The following is a 17,069-nucleotide window of genomic DNA, read 5'->3' as shown; positions in this document are numbered from 1 at the left end:
ATCTTCGGGGACACAGGAGGCACCATGTTCCGGATTGACCGAAACCTGACCGCTGACGACCTCGACAAGGCGCTGCGCACCGACGTCGCCGAGGGGCTGACCGCGCGGCCCAAGCAACTCCCGCCCAAGTGGTTCTACGACGAACGCGGCAGCTCCCTGTTCGAGGAGATCACCACCCTGCCCGAGTACTACCCCACCCGCGCCGAACGCGCGATCCTGGAGCTGCGGGCCGACGAGATCGCCGCCGCGGCCGGTGCCGAGGCGCTCATCGAGCTCGGCTCCGGATCGGGGGTCAAGACCCGCCTGCTCCTGGACGCGATGCGCCGCCGGGGCCGTCTGACCCGCTTCGTGCCCGTCGACGTCAGCGGCGACTTCCTCGACTCCTCCGCCCGCCGCGTGGCCGACGACCATCCCGGCCTGGACGTGCACGCCGTCGTCGGCGACTTCGAGGAACACCTCGGACTGCTGCCGGTCGGCGGAGAGGACGGAGGACGCCAGCTGCTGGCCGTCCTGGGCTCCACCATCGGCAACCAGGAGCCTGGGCCGCGCGCCGCCTTCCTGCGCGACATCCGCGGCGCCTTGCGTCCCGGCGACTCGCTGCTGCTGGGCGCCGACCTGGTCAAGGACCCCGCCCGCCTGGTCGCCGCCTACGACGACGCCCAGGGGGTCACCGCGGCCTTCAACCGCAACGTCCTCGCCGTCATCAACCACCGGCTCGGCGCCGACTTCGACCCGGGCGCCTTCGACCACGTGGCGCGCTGGAACGCCGAGCGGGAGTGGGTCGAGATGCGGCTGCGCTCCCGGGCCGACCAGCGCGTGCGGGTCGCCGACCTGGACCTGGAGGTCGAGTTCGCAGCCGGGGAGGAGATGCGCACCGAGGTCTCCGCCAAGTTCCGCAGGGAGGGGCTGACCGCGGAGCTGGAGGAGGCGGGGTTCGCCCCCGCCCACTGGTGGACCGACCCGGCCGGGGACTTCGCGCTCACCCTGGCCGGCGTCCGCTGACACCGGAGGGCCGGGCCGGGTCCTCCGCCACCGGTGGCGCGGTTCACAGGCTGACCGGCGGCGCGGCCGGCCCGTCCGCCCACGTCGCGGGCCGGGCCGCGACGACCCGCGTCCCGGGCTCCGGTACGCTCGTGCCGTGTTCAAGGTAGGAGTTTTCGGCGCCGACGGGCGCATGGGGTCAGAGGTCGTCCGAGCGGTGCGGGGCGCCGACGACATGGAACTCGTCGCAGGGGTGGACGCCGCCAGCGACAGGGAGGCGGTGCTGGGGGCCGACTGCGTCGTCGACTTCACCCACCCCGACGCGGTGATGGACAACCTGGAGTGGCTCATCGGCCACGGGATCCACGCCGTCGTCGGCACGAGCGGGTTCGACGAGGCCAGACTGGAGCGCGTGCGCCGCATGCAGGAGGCGAAGCCGGGGGCCAAGGTGCTCATCGCCCCCAACTTCGGCATCGCCGCCGTCCTGATGATGCACTTCGCGCGCAGGGCCGCGCCGTACTTCGACTCGACCGAGATCATCGAGCTGCACCACCCGAACAAGGCCGACGCGCCCAGCGGCACCGCCTACCGGACCGCGGAGCTGGTCGCCGAGGCACGCCGCGAGGCCGGGACCGCCCCGATGCCCGACGCCACCACCTCCGAGATCCCCGGCGCCCGGGGAGCCGACGTGGAGGGCGTGCGGGTGCACGCGCTGCGCATCGCCGGGCTCATCGCCCACCAGGAGGTCGTGTTCGGCACCGACGGGGAGACCCTCAAGATCCGGCACGACTCGATGAACCGCACCTCGTTCATGCCGGGCGTGCTGCTGGGCGTGCGCGGGGTGGGAGGCCTCTCCGACCCCCTCACCGTGGGCCTGGACGCCCTCCTCGACCTGGACTAGCGGGCCGACCGGAACCGTTGCCGGTGTGATGCGCGGGGCCGGACCCGCGGTGCCGACGGAGGCGCTTTCCGGTCACCGCGCGGGGCCGCGCCGGGCAGGGCGCGGCCCCGATCCGTCTCACGCGCCGCGGCGGCAGGTGAGGAACACCTGGACCTCGGGCCGGGCGCCCTCGGGTTCGTAGGAGACGACCCGCTCGTCCTCCACGACCAGCCCGGCGCCCTCCACCACCCGGCGCAGCTCCCAGTTCGGGTAACCCGACACCCGGATGTCCGTGCCCAGGAAGGGGATCGGGGCGTCGTCCAGGTCGGCCTCCACCATGGACAGGCACAGCAGGCCGCCCGGGACCAGGGAGGCGCGGACGCGGCTCAGCGCCTCGGGGATGCGGGCCCTGGGCAGGCACAGCAGGGAGAAGAACGCCACGATGGCGTCGTAGGAGGACTCCGAGGGGTCCAGGTCGAGGATGTCGGCCCGGACGAACGTCGCCTCCGGCACGTTGCGGCGGGCGATCTCGACCATCCGCCCGGAGATCTCGTAGCCGGTGACCCGCGCCCCCGCCGCCACGAGCTGCCGGGCGGTGGGTAGGCCCGTACCCGAGCCCAGGTCGAGCACGTGCGCACCGGGCGGCAGCAGGTCCAGCAGTCGGCGGACCCGGTCCTCCTGGCCCTCCTTGCGGGGGAAGGCCTCGTCGTAGCGTTCTCCGATCGCGTCGAACGCCGCGGCCTGGAGGGCCGAGCGCCGTGCCCACTCCTGCGGGTCCGGAAGACGGTCGAGGGGGTCGGGGGCGGTGTTCTCGCTTGGCACGGTGTCGTCTCTCCCTGCCGTGTCGTACGCGCGTGTCCGGGGTGCGCGCATCCTAACTCCTCCCCGCCGGACCGGGGCCCAACGCGGCCTCCCGGCGTTCGGCGCGTCGTCTCAGCGTGCGCCCGCCACCGGCAGGTCCAGGTCCTCCACGGGCGCCTCCAGCTCCTCCACCCCCGCCTCCGGGTCCAGGACGGGGGCGGTGGCCACCGGGGCGTCGTTGACCGCGGGAACGACCAGCTCACCGCGGTGCCCGGCGGGCGGGGGCTGCGGCGGCTCCCACAGCAGGGCGTACCCGAGGTAGGCGGTGTAGGCGGCGGCCAGGACGGCCAGCACGAGGAAGCCGAGGGACCGCCTCCTGAGGGGTCCCCGCCGCCCCGGAGCCCCCCGCCCCTCATCCGCGGACAACGCGCACCCCGGTGAACGTACCGGCCAGCGGGACGCGCACGTCCATCGTCCCCACGTCCTCCGGCGGGGACGCGAAGGTCGCGCTGAGCTCCACGGTGTCGCCCGGCCGCAGCACCAGCGCGGGGTCGGGGTCGGAGCAGACGCATCCGCCCGAGGCGTCCCGCGCCACGCGGTGCACCCTGCCGTTGGCGGCGTCGACCAGCTCGACCGCGGCCATGCCCTCGTCCGAGCCCACCAGCTCCGCGAACGCCGGGCTGTCGGCGTCCCCGCCGTTGTGGATCCGCAGCACCAGCTCGACCGTCGCCCCGCCGCTGACCAGCTCGCGCACGCCCACGACCAGCTCGGTGCCCCCGCGCCGCACGGTCACCTCGTCGCGCGGCTCCCGTGGCTCGCGGCCGTCCCGGGCCCCGTCATCCTCCGCCGCGCCGCTCTCGGCCCCGTCCCCCTCCGCTCCGCCGTCCCCGGGCACGGGAGGCGGAGGCGGAGGCGGATCCTCCCGGGTCGCCCCGGTCGGGGAGGCGCTCCCCTCCGGGAGGTCGGTCCTGTGGTCGAGGGAGGCCTCGGGCCCCTGGGGAGCCTCGGCCGGGTTGCCTCCGGAGCAGGCGGTCGCGATCAGCGTCAGCGCCGCGGCGATGAGGGCCACGGCGGTCGTGCGGGGGGTCGCCATGCCCCGGAAGGCTAGAGCCCGTGGGTCTCCTGGCGGTCACGGGCGCGTCCGGGCCCGCTCACGAAGGGCCCGTCGGCTGCGGACGGCCACCGCCTCACCCCAGGAGCAGTCCGACCGAGAACAGCACGCCGAAGGCCATCTGGAGCCTTCCCGTCTCGCCCAGGCCCAGTACCAGGTCTCGACCGGTCTGGCCGCCCAGCACGCGCCGCAGCGGCGGCACCGCCAGCGGCACCGACACCAGCACCAGCGGCGTCCACCAGAACACCGGGGTCAGCACCAGCGCCGCCGCGTAGGAGAGCGCGATCGCGCCCCCGTACAGGCGGCGGGTGCCGGTGTCGCCCAGCCGAACGGCCAGCGTGACCTTGCCGGTCTCGCGGTCGGTCGGGATGTCGCGCAGGTTGTTGATCACCAGCACCGAGCAGGACAGCAGGCCCACCGGGACCGACGCCACCCAGGCCTGCCACGGCGCGGAGCCCAGCTGTACGAACACCGTGCCCACCACGGCCACGAGGCCGAAGAACACGAACACCGAGACCTCGCCCAGGCCCCGGTACCCGTACGGGCTGCGGCCCCCCGTGTAGTACCAGGCCGCCGCGATCGCCAGGGCGCCCACCAGCAGCAGCCACCACGAGGACGTGGCCACCAGCACCAGGCCCACCGCCCCCGCGAACGCGAAGCTGCCCAGGGCCGCCGCCAGCACCTGCCTCGGGGCGGCCAGACCGGTGGCGGTCAGCCGGGTCGGCCCTGTCCGCGCCTCGGTGTCGGTGCCCTTGACGCCGTCGCTGTAGTCGTTGGCGAAGTTCACGCCGACCTGGAGCGCCATGGACACCACCAGGGCCAGCAGCGCCTTCCACCAGACGAACCCGTCCAGGGCGAAGGCCAGGGCCGTGCCGACCGCCACCGGAACGACCGAATTCGGTAGCGTACGGGGGCGCAGCCCCGAGACCCATTCACTGACCGTGGCCACGCTCCGGCCCCTCCCCGCTCACCACCGGCGCGCCCGTGCGCGCCGCGACAACCACCCCACGTTAGACCCTGCCAGCGGCACTCCCGCCCGCGCCCCGGCACGGGAACCGTTCGCGGACCCGCCCGCGCCCCTCCTCGCCCCCTACTGGGAGATCGCCGCGTGCAGGCGCACCATCGGCAGCAGCCGGCCCATGTCGATCTCACGGCGTGCGCCGTCCGCGCGCCACCCCGAGGCCTCGAAGAACGCCCGCAGCACGTTGTCGGCCTCGGGCACCCACACGTGCAGCGTGCCGAAACCGTCCTCGACCAGGTGGTCCACGCACGCGTTCACCAGGCGGCTGCCGTGCCCCTGACGCGCCCGGGCGGGGTCCACGTGCAGGGCGAACACCTCCGCGTCCGTGGCGGGCCACAGGTCCGGGTCCCCGGCGGGGCCGAACGCGGCGAAGCCCACGACCGTGCGCGTCCCCTCCACCTCGTCGGTGGCCACCACCAGCCGGTGCCGGGAGGTCGGCGGCGACTCCAGGGCAGCCGTCCACCGCTCGCGGAACTGCTCCCGGGCCTCCTCACCGCCCAGCGCGCCCGACACCTCGTCGGGCAGCAGCGTCCCGTACACCGCCCGCCACGACGCCACCTGGATGTCGACCACCGCTTCCACGTCGGCGGTACGGGCGGGGCGGACGAACCGGGCACTGGACACGGAGGACTCTCCTTCGGGGGTGGGCGACACGCCTGGTGACAAGATCACCTACGCCGGAGTTTCCGGACCTTGCCACAGCATGCGAACATCTACGTTGTGAGCCTCATTATCAGAGTTATCGTGAACGCGCTCGCCCTTTGGGCGGCTGTCCTCCTGATCGACGGCATCGAAGTCACCGCACAGGACACGGTCGGCCAGATCCTGGTCTACCTCGCCGTCGGTGCCATCTTCGGCGTGGTCAACGCGGTGATCAAACCGATCGTCAAAACGGTCGGATGCCTGTTCTACGCTCTGACCCTGGGGCTGATCGGCCTCTTGGTGAACGCGCTGCTGCTCATGCTCACCAACTGGATCGCGGGCCTGTTCGACCTTCCCTTCCACATCGACGGGTTCTGGCCCGCCTTCTGGGGCGCGATCGTCGTCACCATCGTCAGCTGGCTGCTCAGCATGTTCCTGCCCGACGGCAACGACGACTAGCCTCTTCCTACGGACCCCGTCCGCCCTGAACTGCGGGCGGCCCCCGGGCCCGGCCGGATGGCACGGGCCCGGGGCGGGTAGGTTCGTCTTGCCGGGGCCCACCAACCTCGACCCACGAGGACGGTGGACCGTACGGGGCCCGGCCCCGAGTCCCCGCCACCGGGGCACCACAGATCTTTCCCGCGACCGTCGCGCATCCGCCGGTCGCGGTGGCGCACACGCAGCGCCGACCACCCGTGCCCGAAACGTCCGCACGGGAGACCACAACTGTTTCGGAGTACACCGAGAGGAGGAGGGGCAACCACGGACCCCACCGCCCGAGGGCGGCGGTCCGCACGCCTTTCACACACGATGATGGACACCAAGAACCGCCCGTTCGGCAAGATGTTGACCGCGATGGTCACTCCGATGCTGGAGGACGGGGAACTCGACTACGAGGGCGCGGCCCGACTGGCCACCTACCTCGTCGACGAGCAGCACAACGACGGCCTCGTCATCAGCGGCACCACCGGCGAGTCGCCCACCACCAGCGACGACGAGAAGGACCGGCTGCTCCGGTCCGTCCTGGAGGCGGTCGGCGACCGCGCCACGATCGTGGCCGGGGTCGGCACCAACGACACCCGCCACAGCATCCGGCTGGCCAAGGCGGCCGAGAAGGCGGGGGCGCACGGTCTGCTGACCGTCACCCCGTACTACAACAAGCCGCCGCAGGAAGGCCTCATCCGGCACTTCACGTCGATCGCCGACTCCACCGACCTGCCGGTGATGCTCTACGACATCCCGCACCGCACCGGGACGCCGATCGCCTCCGAGACCCTGGTCCGCCTGGCCGAGCACCCGCGCATCGTCGCCAACAAGGACGCCAAGGACAACGTCGGCGCCAGCTCCTGGGTCATGGAGCGCACCGACCTGGCCTTCTACTGCGGCACAGACATCCTCAACCTGCCGCTGCTGTCCGTCGGCGCGGCCGGGTTCGTCAGCGTCGTCGGCCACATCGTGGGCGCCGACCTGCGCGAGATGATCGACGCCTTCGAGAAGGGCGAGGTCGGCCAGGCCCTGGCCATCCACCGCCGCCTCACGCCGGTCTACACGGGCATGTTCCGCACCCAGGGCGTCATCACGACCAAGGCCGTCCTCAACCTGTTCGGCCTGCCCTCCGGGCCGGTCCGCACTCCGCTCGCCGACGCCTCCGCCGAGCTCCAGGCACTCCTGCGCGAGGACCTGGCCGCCGCGGGTGTCAAGGGCCCGATCGGGCTCGCCCCGCACCAGGCCGTCCCCGCCAGCGCCGTCGCCGTCGAGCGCCTCACGGAGGGATCCGTATGAGTCACCCGCACCCCGAACTGAGCTCGCCGCCGCCCCTGGGCAAGGGCGTGCTGCGCATCGTGCCGCTGGGCGGCCTCGGTGAGATCGGCCGCAACATGACGGTCTTCGAGTACGACGGGCGCCTGCTCATCGTGGACTGCGGCGTGCTCTTCCCCGAGGAGGAGCAGCCCGGCGTCGACCTGATCCTGCCGGACTTCGAGTACATCCGGGACCGGCTCGACGACATCGAGGCGGTCGTGCTCACCCACGGGCACGAGGACCACATCGGCGGCGTGCCGTTCCTGCTGCGCGAGCGGGCCGACATCCCGATCGTGGGCTCCAAGCTCACCCTGGCGCTGATCACCGCCAAGCTCGGCGAGCACCGCATCAAGCCGGAGACCGTCCTGGTGGAGGAGGGCGAGCGGCACGACTTCGGCCCCTTCGACCTGGAGTTCTTCGCGGTCAACCACTCCATCCCGGACGCGCTGGCCGTGGGCATCCGCACCCCGGGCGGATCGGTGCTGCACACCGGCGACTTCAAGATGGACCAGCTGCCGCTGGACGGGCGCCTGACCGACCTGGCCGGGTTCGCCCGCTTCGGCGACGAGGGCGTGGACCTGCTGCTGTCGGACTCCACCAACGCCGAGCAGCCCGGCTTCATCGTCAACGAGCGCAACCTGACCGAGGCCATCGACAAGGTGTTCCGGCAGTCCGAGAAGCGCGTCGTGGTGGCCTGCTTCGCCTCGCACGTGCACCGCGTCCAGCAGGTCATCGACGCGGCCGTCCAGCACGGGCGCAAGATCGCGTTCGTGGGCCGCTCCATGGTCCGCAACATGAACATCGCGCGCGACCTGGGCTACCTGAGCATCCCCGGCGACACGGTCGTCGACGTCAAGCAGCTCGACCAGATGCGCCCGGACGAGGTGCTCCTGGTGTGCACGGGCTCGCAGGGCGAGCCGATGGCCGCGCTCAGCCGCATGGCCAACCGGGACCACCAGATCCGCATCGAGGAGGGCGACACCATCCTGCTCGCCTCGTCGCTGATCCCGGGCAACGAGAACTCCGTCAACCGGGTGATCAACGGCCTGACCCGCTGGGGCGCCAAGGTCGTGCACAAGGGCAACGCCCTGGTGCACGTCTCCGGCCACGCGCCCGCGGGCGAGCTGATGTACGTGCTCAACATGGTGCGCCCGCGCAACTTCATGCCCGTGCACGGCGAGTGGCGGCACATGCGCGCCCACGCCGACCTGGCCAAGCTGACCGGGGTCCCGAGCGACCGGATCGTCATCGCCGAGGACGGCGTGGTCGTCGACCTGCACAAGAACCGGGCCAGGATCGTCGGCGCGGTGCAGGCCGGGTACGTCTACGTGGACGGCTCCTCGGTCGGCGACGTCACCGACGCCGCGCTCAAGGACCGCCGGGTCCTCGGCGAGGAGGGGTTCATCTCCGTCGTCGTGGCGGTGGACTCCGGCTCCGGCAAGATCCTGGGCGATCCCGAGATCCACACGCGGGGCGCGGGCATCGGCGCCGACGCCTACGACGACGTCATCGACCGGATCCAGGACGCGCTGGACAAGGCGGCCCGGGACGGGGTCAACGACCCCCACCAGCTGCGCCAGCTCATCCGCCGCAGCGCCGGCCGCTGGGTCAACGAGACCTACCGGCGGCGGCCCATGATCATCCCCGTCCTGGTCGAGGTCTGACCGGATACCCGACGACGACGAACGGCCCGACGCTGCCCCGCGGCGCGTACGGGCCGTTCGCGTCTCCGGGGCCGGGGCGGGGCCGGGCCCGCGGTGGGACGGGGCGCACAGCGGTGTTCGGGCGACACGCCGCGCGGGATACGGGCGCCCGGGGTGGACGCCGCAGTAGGCTGCCCGCCGTGGCGGGCCGTCCTGCCCGACCGTCAGCACGACCCCGTCCCCTGGAGGTGACCCCATGGCCACGCGCGCCTCCTCCGGCGGTTCCGGACGCAAGAAGCCCGCCGCGCGCAAGCCCGCGGCGAAGAAGCGCATGCCCGACGGACCCATCGCCTTCGCCGTCACCATGTTCGGCCAGTTCCTGCTGGTGCTGTGGAAACTCGTCGCGCACACCGTCGGCGGCTCCGCCCGCGCGGTCGGCCGCGGCGCGCGCGGCCTCGACCCCGACCTGCGCCGCGACGGCGCCGGGCTGGTCCTGCTGGCCGCGGGCGTCCTCATCGCCGCCGCCGTGTGGTGGAACAGCGACGGGCTGCTCCTGGAGTACACCCGCGCGGTCGTGGTCGGCGCCTTCGGCACGTTCTCGCCGATCCTGCCGCTGCTGTTCCTGCCGATCGCGGTCAGGCTCATGCGCACCCCGGGCGACAGCAAGGAGGGCGACGCCGGACGGCTGCTCATCGGCTTCAGCTCGATCATGCTGGGCCTGCTCGGCCTCATCCACATCGCCCACGGCATCCCGCAGCCCTCCGAGGGGCTGGGCGCCCTCCAGGAGGCCGGCGGGCTCATCGGCTTCGTCGCCTCGGGGCCGCTCAGCGCCGTCGTCACCCCGTGGCTGACCGGCGTCCTGCTGGCCCTGGTGCTGGTCTTCGGGATCCTCGTGGTCACCGCCACCCCCATCCGGCGTATCCCCGAGCGCCTCCAGACCCTGTTCGGCGTGCTCATGGAGCGCGACACCGGTCCCGACTCGGGCATCGGCCTGCTGGGCGCGGAGAAGAAGAAGCCCGCCAAACCGCGAAAGAGCGGACCCAGGAAGAGGACGGGCACGGTCGCGGGCGACCACGAGCGCCCCTACGACAGCCCGGTGCTGCCCGACGAGCCCGTCGCCCCCGCCCTCACCGACGAGGAGGAGGCCGCGCGGACCGGTGCCGGGGGCCCGGAACCGGTCGCGGCCGCGGCCGCGGAGGAGGCCGGGGCCAAGGGGAAGAGGGCCGCACGCGCCAAGCGGGAGGTCCCCGACCCCACTCCGGCCCCCGCCACCACCGAGCAGCTCACCATCCCCTCCCGCGTGGTGGAGGGCGACTACGAGCTGCCCGCGCCGACCATGCTCAAGCCCGGCAGCCCGGTCAAGCCGCGCACCAAGGCCAACGACGAGGTTGTCGACGCCCTGTCGGGGGTGCTCACCCAGTTCAACATCGACGCCGACGTCACGGGCTTCACACGCGGGCCGACGGTGACCCGCTACGAGATCGAACTGGGCCCCGCGGTCAAGGTCGAGAAGGTCACCGCCCTGGCCAAGAACATCTCCCTGGTGGTCAAGAGCGCGGACGTGCGCATCCAGTCGCCCATCCCCGGCAAGTCCGCGATCGGCGTGGAGATCCCCAACACCGACAAGGACCTGGTGAGCCTGGGCGACGTGCTGCGCTCGCCCGCCGCGACCTCCGACGACCACCCCATGCTCGTGGGCCTGGGCAAGGACGTCGAGGGCTCCAACGTGGTCGCGAACCTGGCCAAGATGCCGCACGTCCTGGTCGCCGGCGCCACCGGCGCGGGCAAGTCCACCTGCATCAACGGGCTCATCACCTCGCTGATGATGCGCGCCACCCCCGACGAGGTGCGGATGATCCTGGTCGACCCCAAGCGGGTCGAGCTGACCATGTACGAGGGCATCCCGCACCTGATCACCCCCATCATCACCAACCCCAAGCGGGCCGCGGAGGCCCTCCAGTGGGTGGTGGGGGAGATGGACCGGCGCTACGACGACCTGGCCGCCTCCGGGTACCGGCACGTGGACGACTTCAACGCCGCCGTGCGCACCGGGGAGCTGACGGCCCCGCCCGGCAGCGAGCGCCAGTACGAGCCCTACCCCTACCTGCTGGTCATCGTGGACGAGCTGGCCGACCTGATGATGGTCGCCCCCCGCGACGTGGAGGACGCCGTCGTGCGCATCACCCAACTGGCCCGCGCCGCCGGTATCCACCTGGTGCTGGCCACCCAGCGGCCCAGCGTCGACGTCGTCACCGGCCTGATCAAGGCCAACGTGCCCTCCCGCCTGGCCTTCGCCACCTCCAGCCTCTCCGACAGCCGCGTCATCCTCGACCAGCCCGGCGCCGAGAAGCTGGTCGGCAAGGGCGACGCGCTCTTCCTCCCCATGGGCGCGGGCAAGCCCATCCGCCTCCAGAACGCCTGGGTCTCGGAGAAGGAGATCCGGGCGATCGTCGACCACTGCAAGAAGCAGTCCGAACCCAGCTACCGCGAGGACGTGGCGGTCCCCGACGCCAAGAAGAAGGAGATCGACGAGGACATCGGTGACGACCTCGACCTGCTCCTCCAGGCGGTCGAGCTGGTGGTCACCACCCAGTTCGGGTCCACGTCCATGCTCCAGCGCAAGCTGCGCGTGGGCTTCGCCAAGGCGGGCCGCCTGATGGACCTCATGGAGAGCCGCGACGTGGTCGGCCCCAGCGAGGGCTCCAAGGCCCGCGACGTGCTCGTCCAGCCCGACGAGCTGCCCGCCGTGCTGGCCGACATCCGGGGTTCCTGATCCGCGCCGCCGCGTCCGCGCGGCGGCGTCAGGGTGCCGACCCGCGCCCGGCAAGTCGGGCTTCCGGCCCCGTGTTACGGCCTTTCCTGAAACTCCACTGGCATCCCTTAAAAACGGGCATGCCCGATTTGGTGGGATCTTGGAGGCTTCATGGGGCGTGGTGACCTGCGCGAAAGCGCCCCGGACGGCAGAGTGGTCTCTTGCAGCTACACACAGTCGCGGGGGGAGTGCGCATGGCGACGATCGGTCAGACCCTGTCCGCCGCCCGGGTCGCGGCGGGGTACACGGTCGCGGACCTCAGCATCCGTACACGTATCCGGGAACCCGTCCTCACGGCCATCGAGCAGGAGGACTTCTTCTCCTGCGGCGGGGACTTCTACGCACGCGGCCACATCCGCCGCGTCTGCCGCACGCTCGGCCTGGACCCGGCGCCGCTCCTGGCCGAGTACGACCGCGAGCACGCGTCCCGCGCCATACCCGCCTTCGTCCCGCCGCAGCGCCACCCGGCCTCCGTGCCCGAGGCGGCGCGGGCGGCCGCCGCCGCGCGCGCCGAGCTCCGTCCCGGGGAGGACGGGGAGGCGGTGATGGCCCACCGTTTCGGCGAGGACGACTCCGGTGTCGGCGCCCAGCGCTGGGGGCACTTCGAACGCAGGCAGTTCCTGACGCGCCAGCCCGACGAGGAGCACCAGGAGCACCAGGAACCCCGCAGGCCGCGGCGGGCCGGGTGGATCCCCGGTCCCCGCCAGACCACCGAGGGGCGCCGCCCCCGTGTTCGGGCGCCCGAGGCCGGGGCCCCCGAGGGCAGACGCCGGGGCGGCGGGCACCAGGGCAACAGGCAGCAGGGCGGCAGGCACCAGGCCGGCAGGCACGGCGGGGGAGCCCCCGTCGCCCGCCCCGTGGTCGTCGCCGCCCGGCAGCGGCCCGCCGACGCGGTCCGACGCCACTGGCCCTGGGCCGTGGTCGGGGCCATCTTCCTCCTGGCGCTCTTCGTCGGGATCCGCACCTGGCAGGACTGGGACGCGGGCAACCCGCTGCGCTCGGCCTTCGACTCCTCCACCACCGAGAGGACCGTCGACTCCGCCGTGGGGGCGGAGGGGGCCGCGGCGGCGCAGGAGCCCGTCGAGTTCACCGTCGAACTCAACGCCTCCGGGCGCAGCTGGGTCGAGGTCACCGGTGCCGAGGGCGAGGACCTCTACGTCGGCTACCTGCTGGAGGGCGACGTCAAGGACTACGTGACCGAGGACATGCTCAACCTGTGGGTCGGCGACGCCGGGGCGGTCAGCGTGACCGTCGACGGCGAGAACTCCGGCCCCCTCGGGCTTCCCGGCGAGGTCAAGGAGATCGTGATCGGCCCGGACGGCGTGCGGCAGTGACCGTGCCGTACCCCGGCCCGGAACGTTCCGGGCCGGGGTACGGGCGGGTGAGCCGACCAAGGTAATGTGGGGGGCTGCGGGCGGCGCCAGGCGACGCCGTGTACCGAGCACGGCCGAGCGGTCCGGTCCGGGACGGCCCCCCGCGCCACCCGAAGCTCTCCCACACGCTTGGAAGCCATGTCATCGCGCCGTACTGTCTCACTCGTCACCCTGGGGTGTGCGCGTAACGAGGTCGACTCCGAAGAGCTGGCCGGGCGCCTGTCCGCGGGCGGCTGGGACCTCGTCGAGGGCGACACCGAGGCCGACGTCACCATCGTCAACACCTGCGGGTTCATCGACGCGGCCAAACAGGACTCCATCGAGACCCTCCTGGAAGCGGCGGAGAACGGCGGCAGAGTCGTCGCCGCCGGGTGCATGGCCGAACGCTACGGCTCCGAGCTGGCCCAGGCCCTGCCCGAGGCACAGGTCATCGGCTTCGACGACTACGCCGCCATCAGCGACCGGCTCGACGACGTCGTGGCCGGGCGGACCCTGGTCCCGCACGACCCCCGCGACCGGCGCACGCTGCTGCCCATCAGCCCGGCCGAGCGCGACGCCTCCCAGGCCCACGTCCCCGGCCACGCCAGCTTCGCCGACGCCGCCGGGGCCGAGGGCACCGAGCTGCCCTACCGCGCCTCCGTCCCGCGCCGCCGCCTGGTCGGCGGACCGGTGGCCAACCTCAAGATCGCCTCCGGCTGCGACCGGCGCTGCACCTTCTGCGCCATCCCGACCTTCCGGGGCGCCTACCTCTCCCGCCGCCCCGACGACATCGTGCGCGAGGCCGAGTGGCTGGCCTCCGAGGGCGTGCGCGAGGTGTTCCTGGTCAGCGAGAACTCCACGTCCTACGGCAAGGACCTGGGCGACGTGCGCGCCCTGGAGAAGCTCCTGCCCCGTCTGGCCGCCGTCGAGGGCCTGGAGCGGGTCCGGGTCAGCTACCTCCAGCCCGCCGAGGTCCGCCCCGGTCTGGTGGACGTGCTCACCGGAACCCCCGGCGTGGTGCCCTACTTCGACCTGTCCTTCCAGCACGCCAGCGGCACCCTGCTGCGCCGCATGCGCCGCTTCGGCGACCGCGAGCGCTTCCTGGAGCTGCTGGACACGGTCCGCAAGCGCGCCCCCGAGGCGGGATCGCGCTCCAACTTCATCGTGGGCTTCCCCGGCGAGACCGAGGCCGAGTTCGAGGACCTGGTCTCCTTCCTCTCCGAGGCCCGGCTGGACGCCATCGGCGTGTTCGGCTACTCCGACGAGGAGGGCACCGAGGCCTTCGACCACGGGGGCAAGCTGCCCGACGAGGTCGTCGCCGAGCGCGTGGACCGGCTCAACCGGCTCTCCGAGGAGCTGATGACCCAGCGCGCCGAGGAGCGGATCGGTTCGGAGGTCACCGTCCTGGTGGAGACGGTGCTGGAGGACGGGGCCTACGAGGGCCGCGCCGAGCACCAGGCCCCCGAGGTGGACGGCAGCACGATCCTCTACGGCGAGGGCCTCGCCGTCGGCGACCTGGTGCGCGCCACCGTCATCCAGTCGGCCGGCGCCGACCTCATCGCGGAACAGGACGAGACCCACGGGGAAGCCGCGGACAGATGAGCACCCCCGACCCCGCGGCCACCCCCGCCCCCCACGTTCCGCTGTGGAACATCGCGAACATCCTCACGATGAGCCGCCTGGTCATGGTGCCGCTCTTCGTGTGGTTCATGTTCCTGGACGGCTCCTGGTGGCGGTTCGCCGCCTTCTCCGTCTTCGTGCTGGCCGCCATCACCGACCGGGTCGACGGTGAGATCGCCCGCCGCCGCAACCTGGTCACCGACTTCGGCAAGATCGTCGACCCCATCGCCGACAAGGCGCTCACCGGCTCCGCGCTGGTGGTGCTCTCCCTCCAGGGCGACCTGTGGTGGTGGGTGACCATCGCCATCCTGGTCCGCGAGTGGGGCATCACGGCGCTGCGCTTCGCGGTCCTGCGCTACGTGGTCATGCCCGCCAGCCAGGGCGGCAAGCTCAAGACGGTCCTCCAGATCGTCGCGATCAGCGTCTACCTCTTCCCGCTCCAGGTGCTGCCCTTCAGCGAGGTCTTCGTCTGGTTCGCGCACATCGTGATGGCCGCCGCGCTGGTGGTCACCCTGTGGACCGGCCTGACCTACGTGTTCGACGCCGTCCGCGCGGTGCGCGCCCGCAAGGGCCACACCGAGTGACGGGGGAGCAGGGCCTCCCGGGCTCCGACCAGGACCCGCGTGCCGGAGCGCTCGCCGCGGCCGGGGCCGCCCACCGGGCCCTGCTCGCCGCCGGCGCCACCTGTGCCACCGCCGAGTCGCTGACCGGCGGCCTCATCGGTGCCCACCTCACCGCGATCCCCGGCGCCTCGGGCACCTACCGGGGCGGTGTCGTGGCCTACGCCACCGACGCCAAGGACAGTGTCCTGGGCGTGCCCGGGGGCCTCCTGGCCGAGCACGGAGCCGTCCACCCCGAGGTGGCCGAGCACATGGCGCTCGGCGTCCGCCGCCTTCTGGGCTCCGACTACGGCGTCGCGGTGACCGGCGTGGCCGGACCCGACCCCCAGGACGGCCAGCCCGTCGGCACGGTCTTCGTGGCCGTCGCCACGCCCGACGGCGCCAGCCGGGGCCGCCGTTTCCGTTTCACCGGGGACCGTGCGGGTATCCGATACCGCACGGTCGAGGGGGCGCTGCTGCTCCTGGACTCGGCTGTGCGCGGGAGCACGGAGGAAAACACCCGGAGTTAAACCTTCCGGGCTGTTCTTCCTTTCCCCACCCTTGGGAACAAAAGCACCCCCGGGCGGGGTTCCCCCTCCAGCGAACAGGACGGCAAGAGGTGCCCGAATCGGGCGTGGGGCAGGTACGGTGGTGTATATGAAGGTCGCTACCGGTGGGAGGGAGCGCGAATGATGGTCCTGCTTCGTCACCTACTTGGTGACGTGCTCAGGCGGCTCCGGCAGCGCCAGGGCCGCACCCTCCGTGAGGTGTCGGCCGATGCACGTGTATCCCTCGGTTACCTGTCGGAGGTCGAGCGCGGGCAGAAGGAAGCCTCTTCCGAACTGCTCTCCTCGATCTGCGGGGCGCTCGGCGTCCCGCTCTCGCAGGTACTGAGAGAGGTCTCCGACCAGCTCGCCCTCGCCGAGCTCCAGGAGGCCGCGCTGCTGGGTGACGCGGTCACGACCGACCCCGTCTCCGCCCAGGACCTCGGCATCGACCCGGTACCGGATCGCGTTCCCCAAGTCGCCGACATGGTGGGGGTCTGACCCCTCCTCGGAACTGTCCGTCCATCGTCACCGTGACCACGAAGAAGGAGCCGACCATCCGGTCGGCTCCTTCTGTGTTCGCGGGGCCTTCGCGCGGGGCGGCCGTCAGCGGTGGGTGTGGTTCACCCAGGCCTCGGGGTCCTCGGCCAACGACCGCACCGTCTCGGGCAGCTCGTTGGTCACCAGGTGCTGGAGGTTGACGCCCTCCAGGATCGCGCGCTCGCTGGCGCGCAGGGCGATCCACACCTGCTGGAGGCTGCGGGCCGCACCGTCGTAGTCGACGTGCTCGGGGCGTTCCCCGCGCACGTTGGCGAGCGGTCCGTCGACCGCGCGGATGATGTCGGCCAGGGAGATCTCCCCCGCCGGACGGGCCAGCCAGTAGCCGCCGACGGGACCGCGCTGGCTGCGTACCAGACCGGCCCGGCGTAGCTGGGTGAGGATGTTCTCGAGGAATTTTCCGGGGATGGCCTGCGCGCGTGCGAGCTGTTCGGCCGTCACCGGCCCCTCGTCGGCGACGGCGAGCTCCGCCGCCGCGCGTAGCGCGTAGTCGACCCGGGCTGAAAGGCGCATGCTGTGATTATGCCGTGTTTAAGTGGGCGAATGGGGCACCGGGCGCCGACGGGAACGCCGACGACCGGGATGCTTCAGGCTAAGGGTACTTCTCCTACCGGGTTGCGGGGACATCGGTGACGTTCCCGCTCCCGGGGGTGTCCCGTCCCAGTATGTCCGCCGCGGTGACGTCCGTCACCGGAACGCGCCGA

General features: G+C 72.4%; 17 protein-coding genes. 11 read left to right on the top strand and 6 right to left on the bottom strand.

What is annotated here, in order from left to right:
- Positions 1–24 precede the first annotated feature (24 nt).
- The gene (gene egtD, locus HGB44_RS19245) at positions 25–1,002 is read left to right on the top strand and encodes an L-histidine N(alpha)-methyltransferase (protein ID WP_061079544.1); all 978 of its coding nucleotides are present in this window, start codon (positions 25–27) and stop codon (positions 1,000–1,002) included.
- Positions 1,003–1,138: 136 nt separating this feature from the next.
- Complete coding sequence (dapB, locus tag HGB44_RS19240; RefSeq protein WP_082768261.1) at positions 1,139–1,882, top strand: 4-hydroxy-tetrahydrodipicolinate reductase; 744 nt, start codon at positions 1,139–1,141, stop codon at positions 1,880–1,882.
- Positions 1,883–1,999: 117 nt separating this feature from the next.
- Here dapB and HGB44_RS19235 read toward each other — a convergent pair whose 3' ends face one another.
- The 5 genes from HGB44_RS19235 to HGB44_RS19215 form a co-directional block, all read right to left on the bottom strand.
- On the bottom strand, positions 2,000–2,683 hold the full coding sequence (locus HGB44_RS19235) for a class I SAM-dependent DNA methyltransferase (RefSeq protein WP_061079571.1): 684 nt from the start codon (positions 2,681–2,683) through the stop codon (positions 2,000–2,002).
- A 111-nt stretch (positions 2,684–2,794) separates the two neighbouring features.
- Positions 2,795–3,088: a hypothetical protein gene (locus HGB44_RS19230; RefSeq protein WP_168444068.1), complete on the bottom strand. Its 294-nt coding sequence runs from the start codon at positions 3,086–3,088 to the stop codon at positions 2,795–2,797.
- The gene (locus HGB44_RS19225; RefSeq protein ID WP_061079547.1) at positions 3,075–3,755 is read right to left on the bottom strand and encodes a hypothetical protein; all 681 of its coding nucleotides are present in this window, start codon (positions 3,753–3,755) and stop codon (positions 3,075–3,077) included. The genes HGB44_RS19230 and HGB44_RS19225 overlap by 14 nt, the downstream gene beginning before the upstream one ends.
- 94 nt (positions 3,756–3,849) lie before the next feature.
- Complete coding sequence (locus HGB44_RS19220; RefSeq protein WP_061079548.1) at positions 3,850–4,722, bottom strand: 1,4-dihydroxy-2-naphthoate polyprenyltransferase; 873 nt, start codon at positions 4,720–4,722, stop codon at positions 3,850–3,852.
- A gap of 141 nt (positions 4,723–4,863) precedes the next feature.
- A complete protein-coding gene (locus HGB44_RS19215) occupies positions 4,864–5,418 on the bottom strand; it encodes a GNAT family N-acetyltransferase (protein ID WP_061079549.1) in 555 nt (184 codons plus the stop codon).
- A gap of 96 nt (positions 5,419–5,514) precedes the next feature.
- Here HGB44_RS19215 and HGB44_RS19210 point away from each other — a divergent pair, with 96 nt between their 5' ends.
- The 9 genes from HGB44_RS19210 (at position 5,515) to HGB44_RS19170 (ending at position 16,308) form a co-directional block, all read left to right on the top strand.
- Positions 5,515–5,895 carry a phage holin family protein gene (locus tag HGB44_RS19210; RefSeq protein ID WP_082768262.1) on the top strand — a complete coding sequence of 127 codons (381 nt, stop codon included), beginning with the start codon at positions 5,515–5,517 and terminating at the stop codon, positions 5,893–5,895.
- Between the two features lie 351 nt (positions 5,896–6,246).
- On the top strand, positions 6,247–7,218 hold the full coding sequence (gene dapA / locus HGB44_RS19205; RefSeq protein ID WP_061079551.1) for a 4-hydroxy-tetrahydrodipicolinate synthase: 972 nt from the start codon (positions 6,247–6,249) through the stop codon (positions 7,216–7,218).
- Positions 7,215–8,900 (top strand): ribonuclease J, encoded by a 1,686-nt coding sequence (locus HGB44_RS19200; RefSeq protein ID WP_061079552.1) that lies wholly within the window; start codon positions 7,215–7,217, stop codon positions 8,898–8,900. Before dapA ends, HGB44_RS19200 begins: the two co-directional genes overlap by 4 nt.
- 235 nt (positions 8,901–9,135) lie before the next feature.
- The gene (locus HGB44_RS19195) at positions 9,136–11,652 is read left to right on the top strand and encodes a DNA translocase FtsK (protein WP_061079553.1); all 2,517 of its coding nucleotides are present in this window, start codon (positions 9,136–9,138) and stop codon (positions 11,650–11,652) included.
- Positions 11,653–11,885: 233 nt separating this feature from the next.
- On the top strand, positions 11,886–13,025 hold the full coding sequence (locus HGB44_RS19190; protein WP_061079554.1) for a helix-turn-helix domain-containing protein: 1,140 nt from the start codon (positions 11,886–11,888) through the stop codon (positions 13,023–13,025).
- A gap of 177 nt (positions 13,026–13,202) precedes the next feature.
- On the top strand, positions 13,203–14,645 hold the full coding sequence (gene rimO / locus HGB44_RS19185; protein ID WP_061079555.1) for a 30S ribosomal protein S12 methylthiotransferase RimO: 1,443 nt from the start codon (positions 13,203–13,205) through the stop codon (positions 14,643–14,645).
- Complete coding sequence (gene pgsA / locus HGB44_RS19180; protein WP_061079556.1) at positions 14,642–15,247, top strand: CDP-diacylglycerol--glycerol-3-phosphate 3-phosphatidyltransferase; 606 nt, start codon at positions 14,642–14,644, stop codon at positions 15,245–15,247. The genes rimO and pgsA overlap by 4 nt, the downstream gene beginning before the upstream one ends.
- Positions 15,244–15,792: a CinA family protein gene (locus HGB44_RS19175; protein ID WP_061079557.1), complete on the top strand. Its 549-nt coding sequence runs from the start codon at positions 15,244–15,246 to the stop codon at positions 15,790–15,792. The genes pgsA and HGB44_RS19175 overlap by 4 nt, the downstream gene beginning before the upstream one ends.
- Positions 15,793–15,951: 159 nt before the next feature.
- Positions 15,952–16,308, top strand: coding sequence for a helix-turn-helix domain-containing protein (locus tag HGB44_RS19170; RefSeq protein WP_013151706.1), 357 nt, complete (start codon positions 15,952–15,954; stop codon positions 16,306–16,308).
- A 105-nt stretch (positions 16,309–16,413) separates the two neighbouring features.
- Here the strand turns inward: HGB44_RS19170 and HGB44_RS19165 are convergent, their stop codons facing one another.
- On the bottom strand, positions 16,414–16,878 hold the full coding sequence (locus HGB44_RS19165) for an RrF2 family transcriptional regulator (RefSeq protein ID WP_013151707.1): 465 nt from the start codon (positions 16,876–16,878) through the stop codon (positions 16,414–16,416).
- Between the last annotated feature and the right edge of the window lie 191 nt (positions 16,879–17,069).

The organism is Nocardiopsis alborubida (genome assembly GCF_012396365.1).
GTDB classification, from domain to species: domain Bacteria; phylum Actinomycetota; class Actinomycetes; order Streptosporangiales; family Streptosporangiaceae; genus Nocardiopsis; species Nocardiopsis alborubida.
Note: the sequence above shows the minus strand (reverse complement) of the source record. Positions and strands in the feature narration are given on the sequence as shown.

Bases quoted from the DNA above. Each gene is read 5' to 3' on its own strand.
- egtD (WP_061079544.1), top strand. From the start codon at position 25: ATGTTCCGGATTGACCGAAACCTGACCGCTGACGACCTCGACAAGGCG.
- pgsA (WP_061079556.1), top strand. From the start codon at position 14,642: ATGAGCACCCCCGACCCCGCGGCCACCCCCGCCCCCCACGTTCCGCTG.
- HGB44_RS19195 (WP_061079553.1), top strand. From the start codon at position 9,136: ATGGCCACGCGCGCCTCCTCCGGCGGTTCCGGACGCAAGAAGCCCGCC.
- HGB44_RS19190 (WP_061079554.1), top strand. From the start codon at position 11,886: ATGGCGACGATCGGTCAGACCCTGTCCGCCGCCCGGGTCGCGGCGGGG.
- HGB44_RS19170 (WP_013151706.1), top strand. From the start codon at position 15,952: ATGATGGTCCTGCTTCGTCACCTACTTGGTGACGTGCTCAGGCGGCTC.
- dapA (WP_061079551.1), top strand. From the start codon at position 6,247: ATGATGGACACCAAGAACCGCCCGTTCGGCAAGATGTTGACCGCGATG.
- HGB44_RS19200 (WP_061079552.1), top strand. From the start codon at position 7,215: ATGAGTCACCCGCACCCCGAACTGAGCTCGCCGCCGCCCCTGGGCAAG.
- HGB44_RS19225 (WP_061079547.1), bottom strand. From the start codon at position 3,755: ATGGCGACCCCCCGCACGACCGCCGTGGCCCTCATCGCCGCGGCGCTG.
- HGB44_RS19165 (WP_013151707.1), bottom strand. From the start codon at position 16,878: ATGCGCCTTTCAGCCCGGGTCGACTACGCGCTACGCGCGGCGGCGGAG.
- rimO (WP_061079555.1), top strand. From the start codon at position 13,203: ATGTCATCGCGCCGTACTGTCTCACTCGTCACCCTGGGGTGTGCGCGT.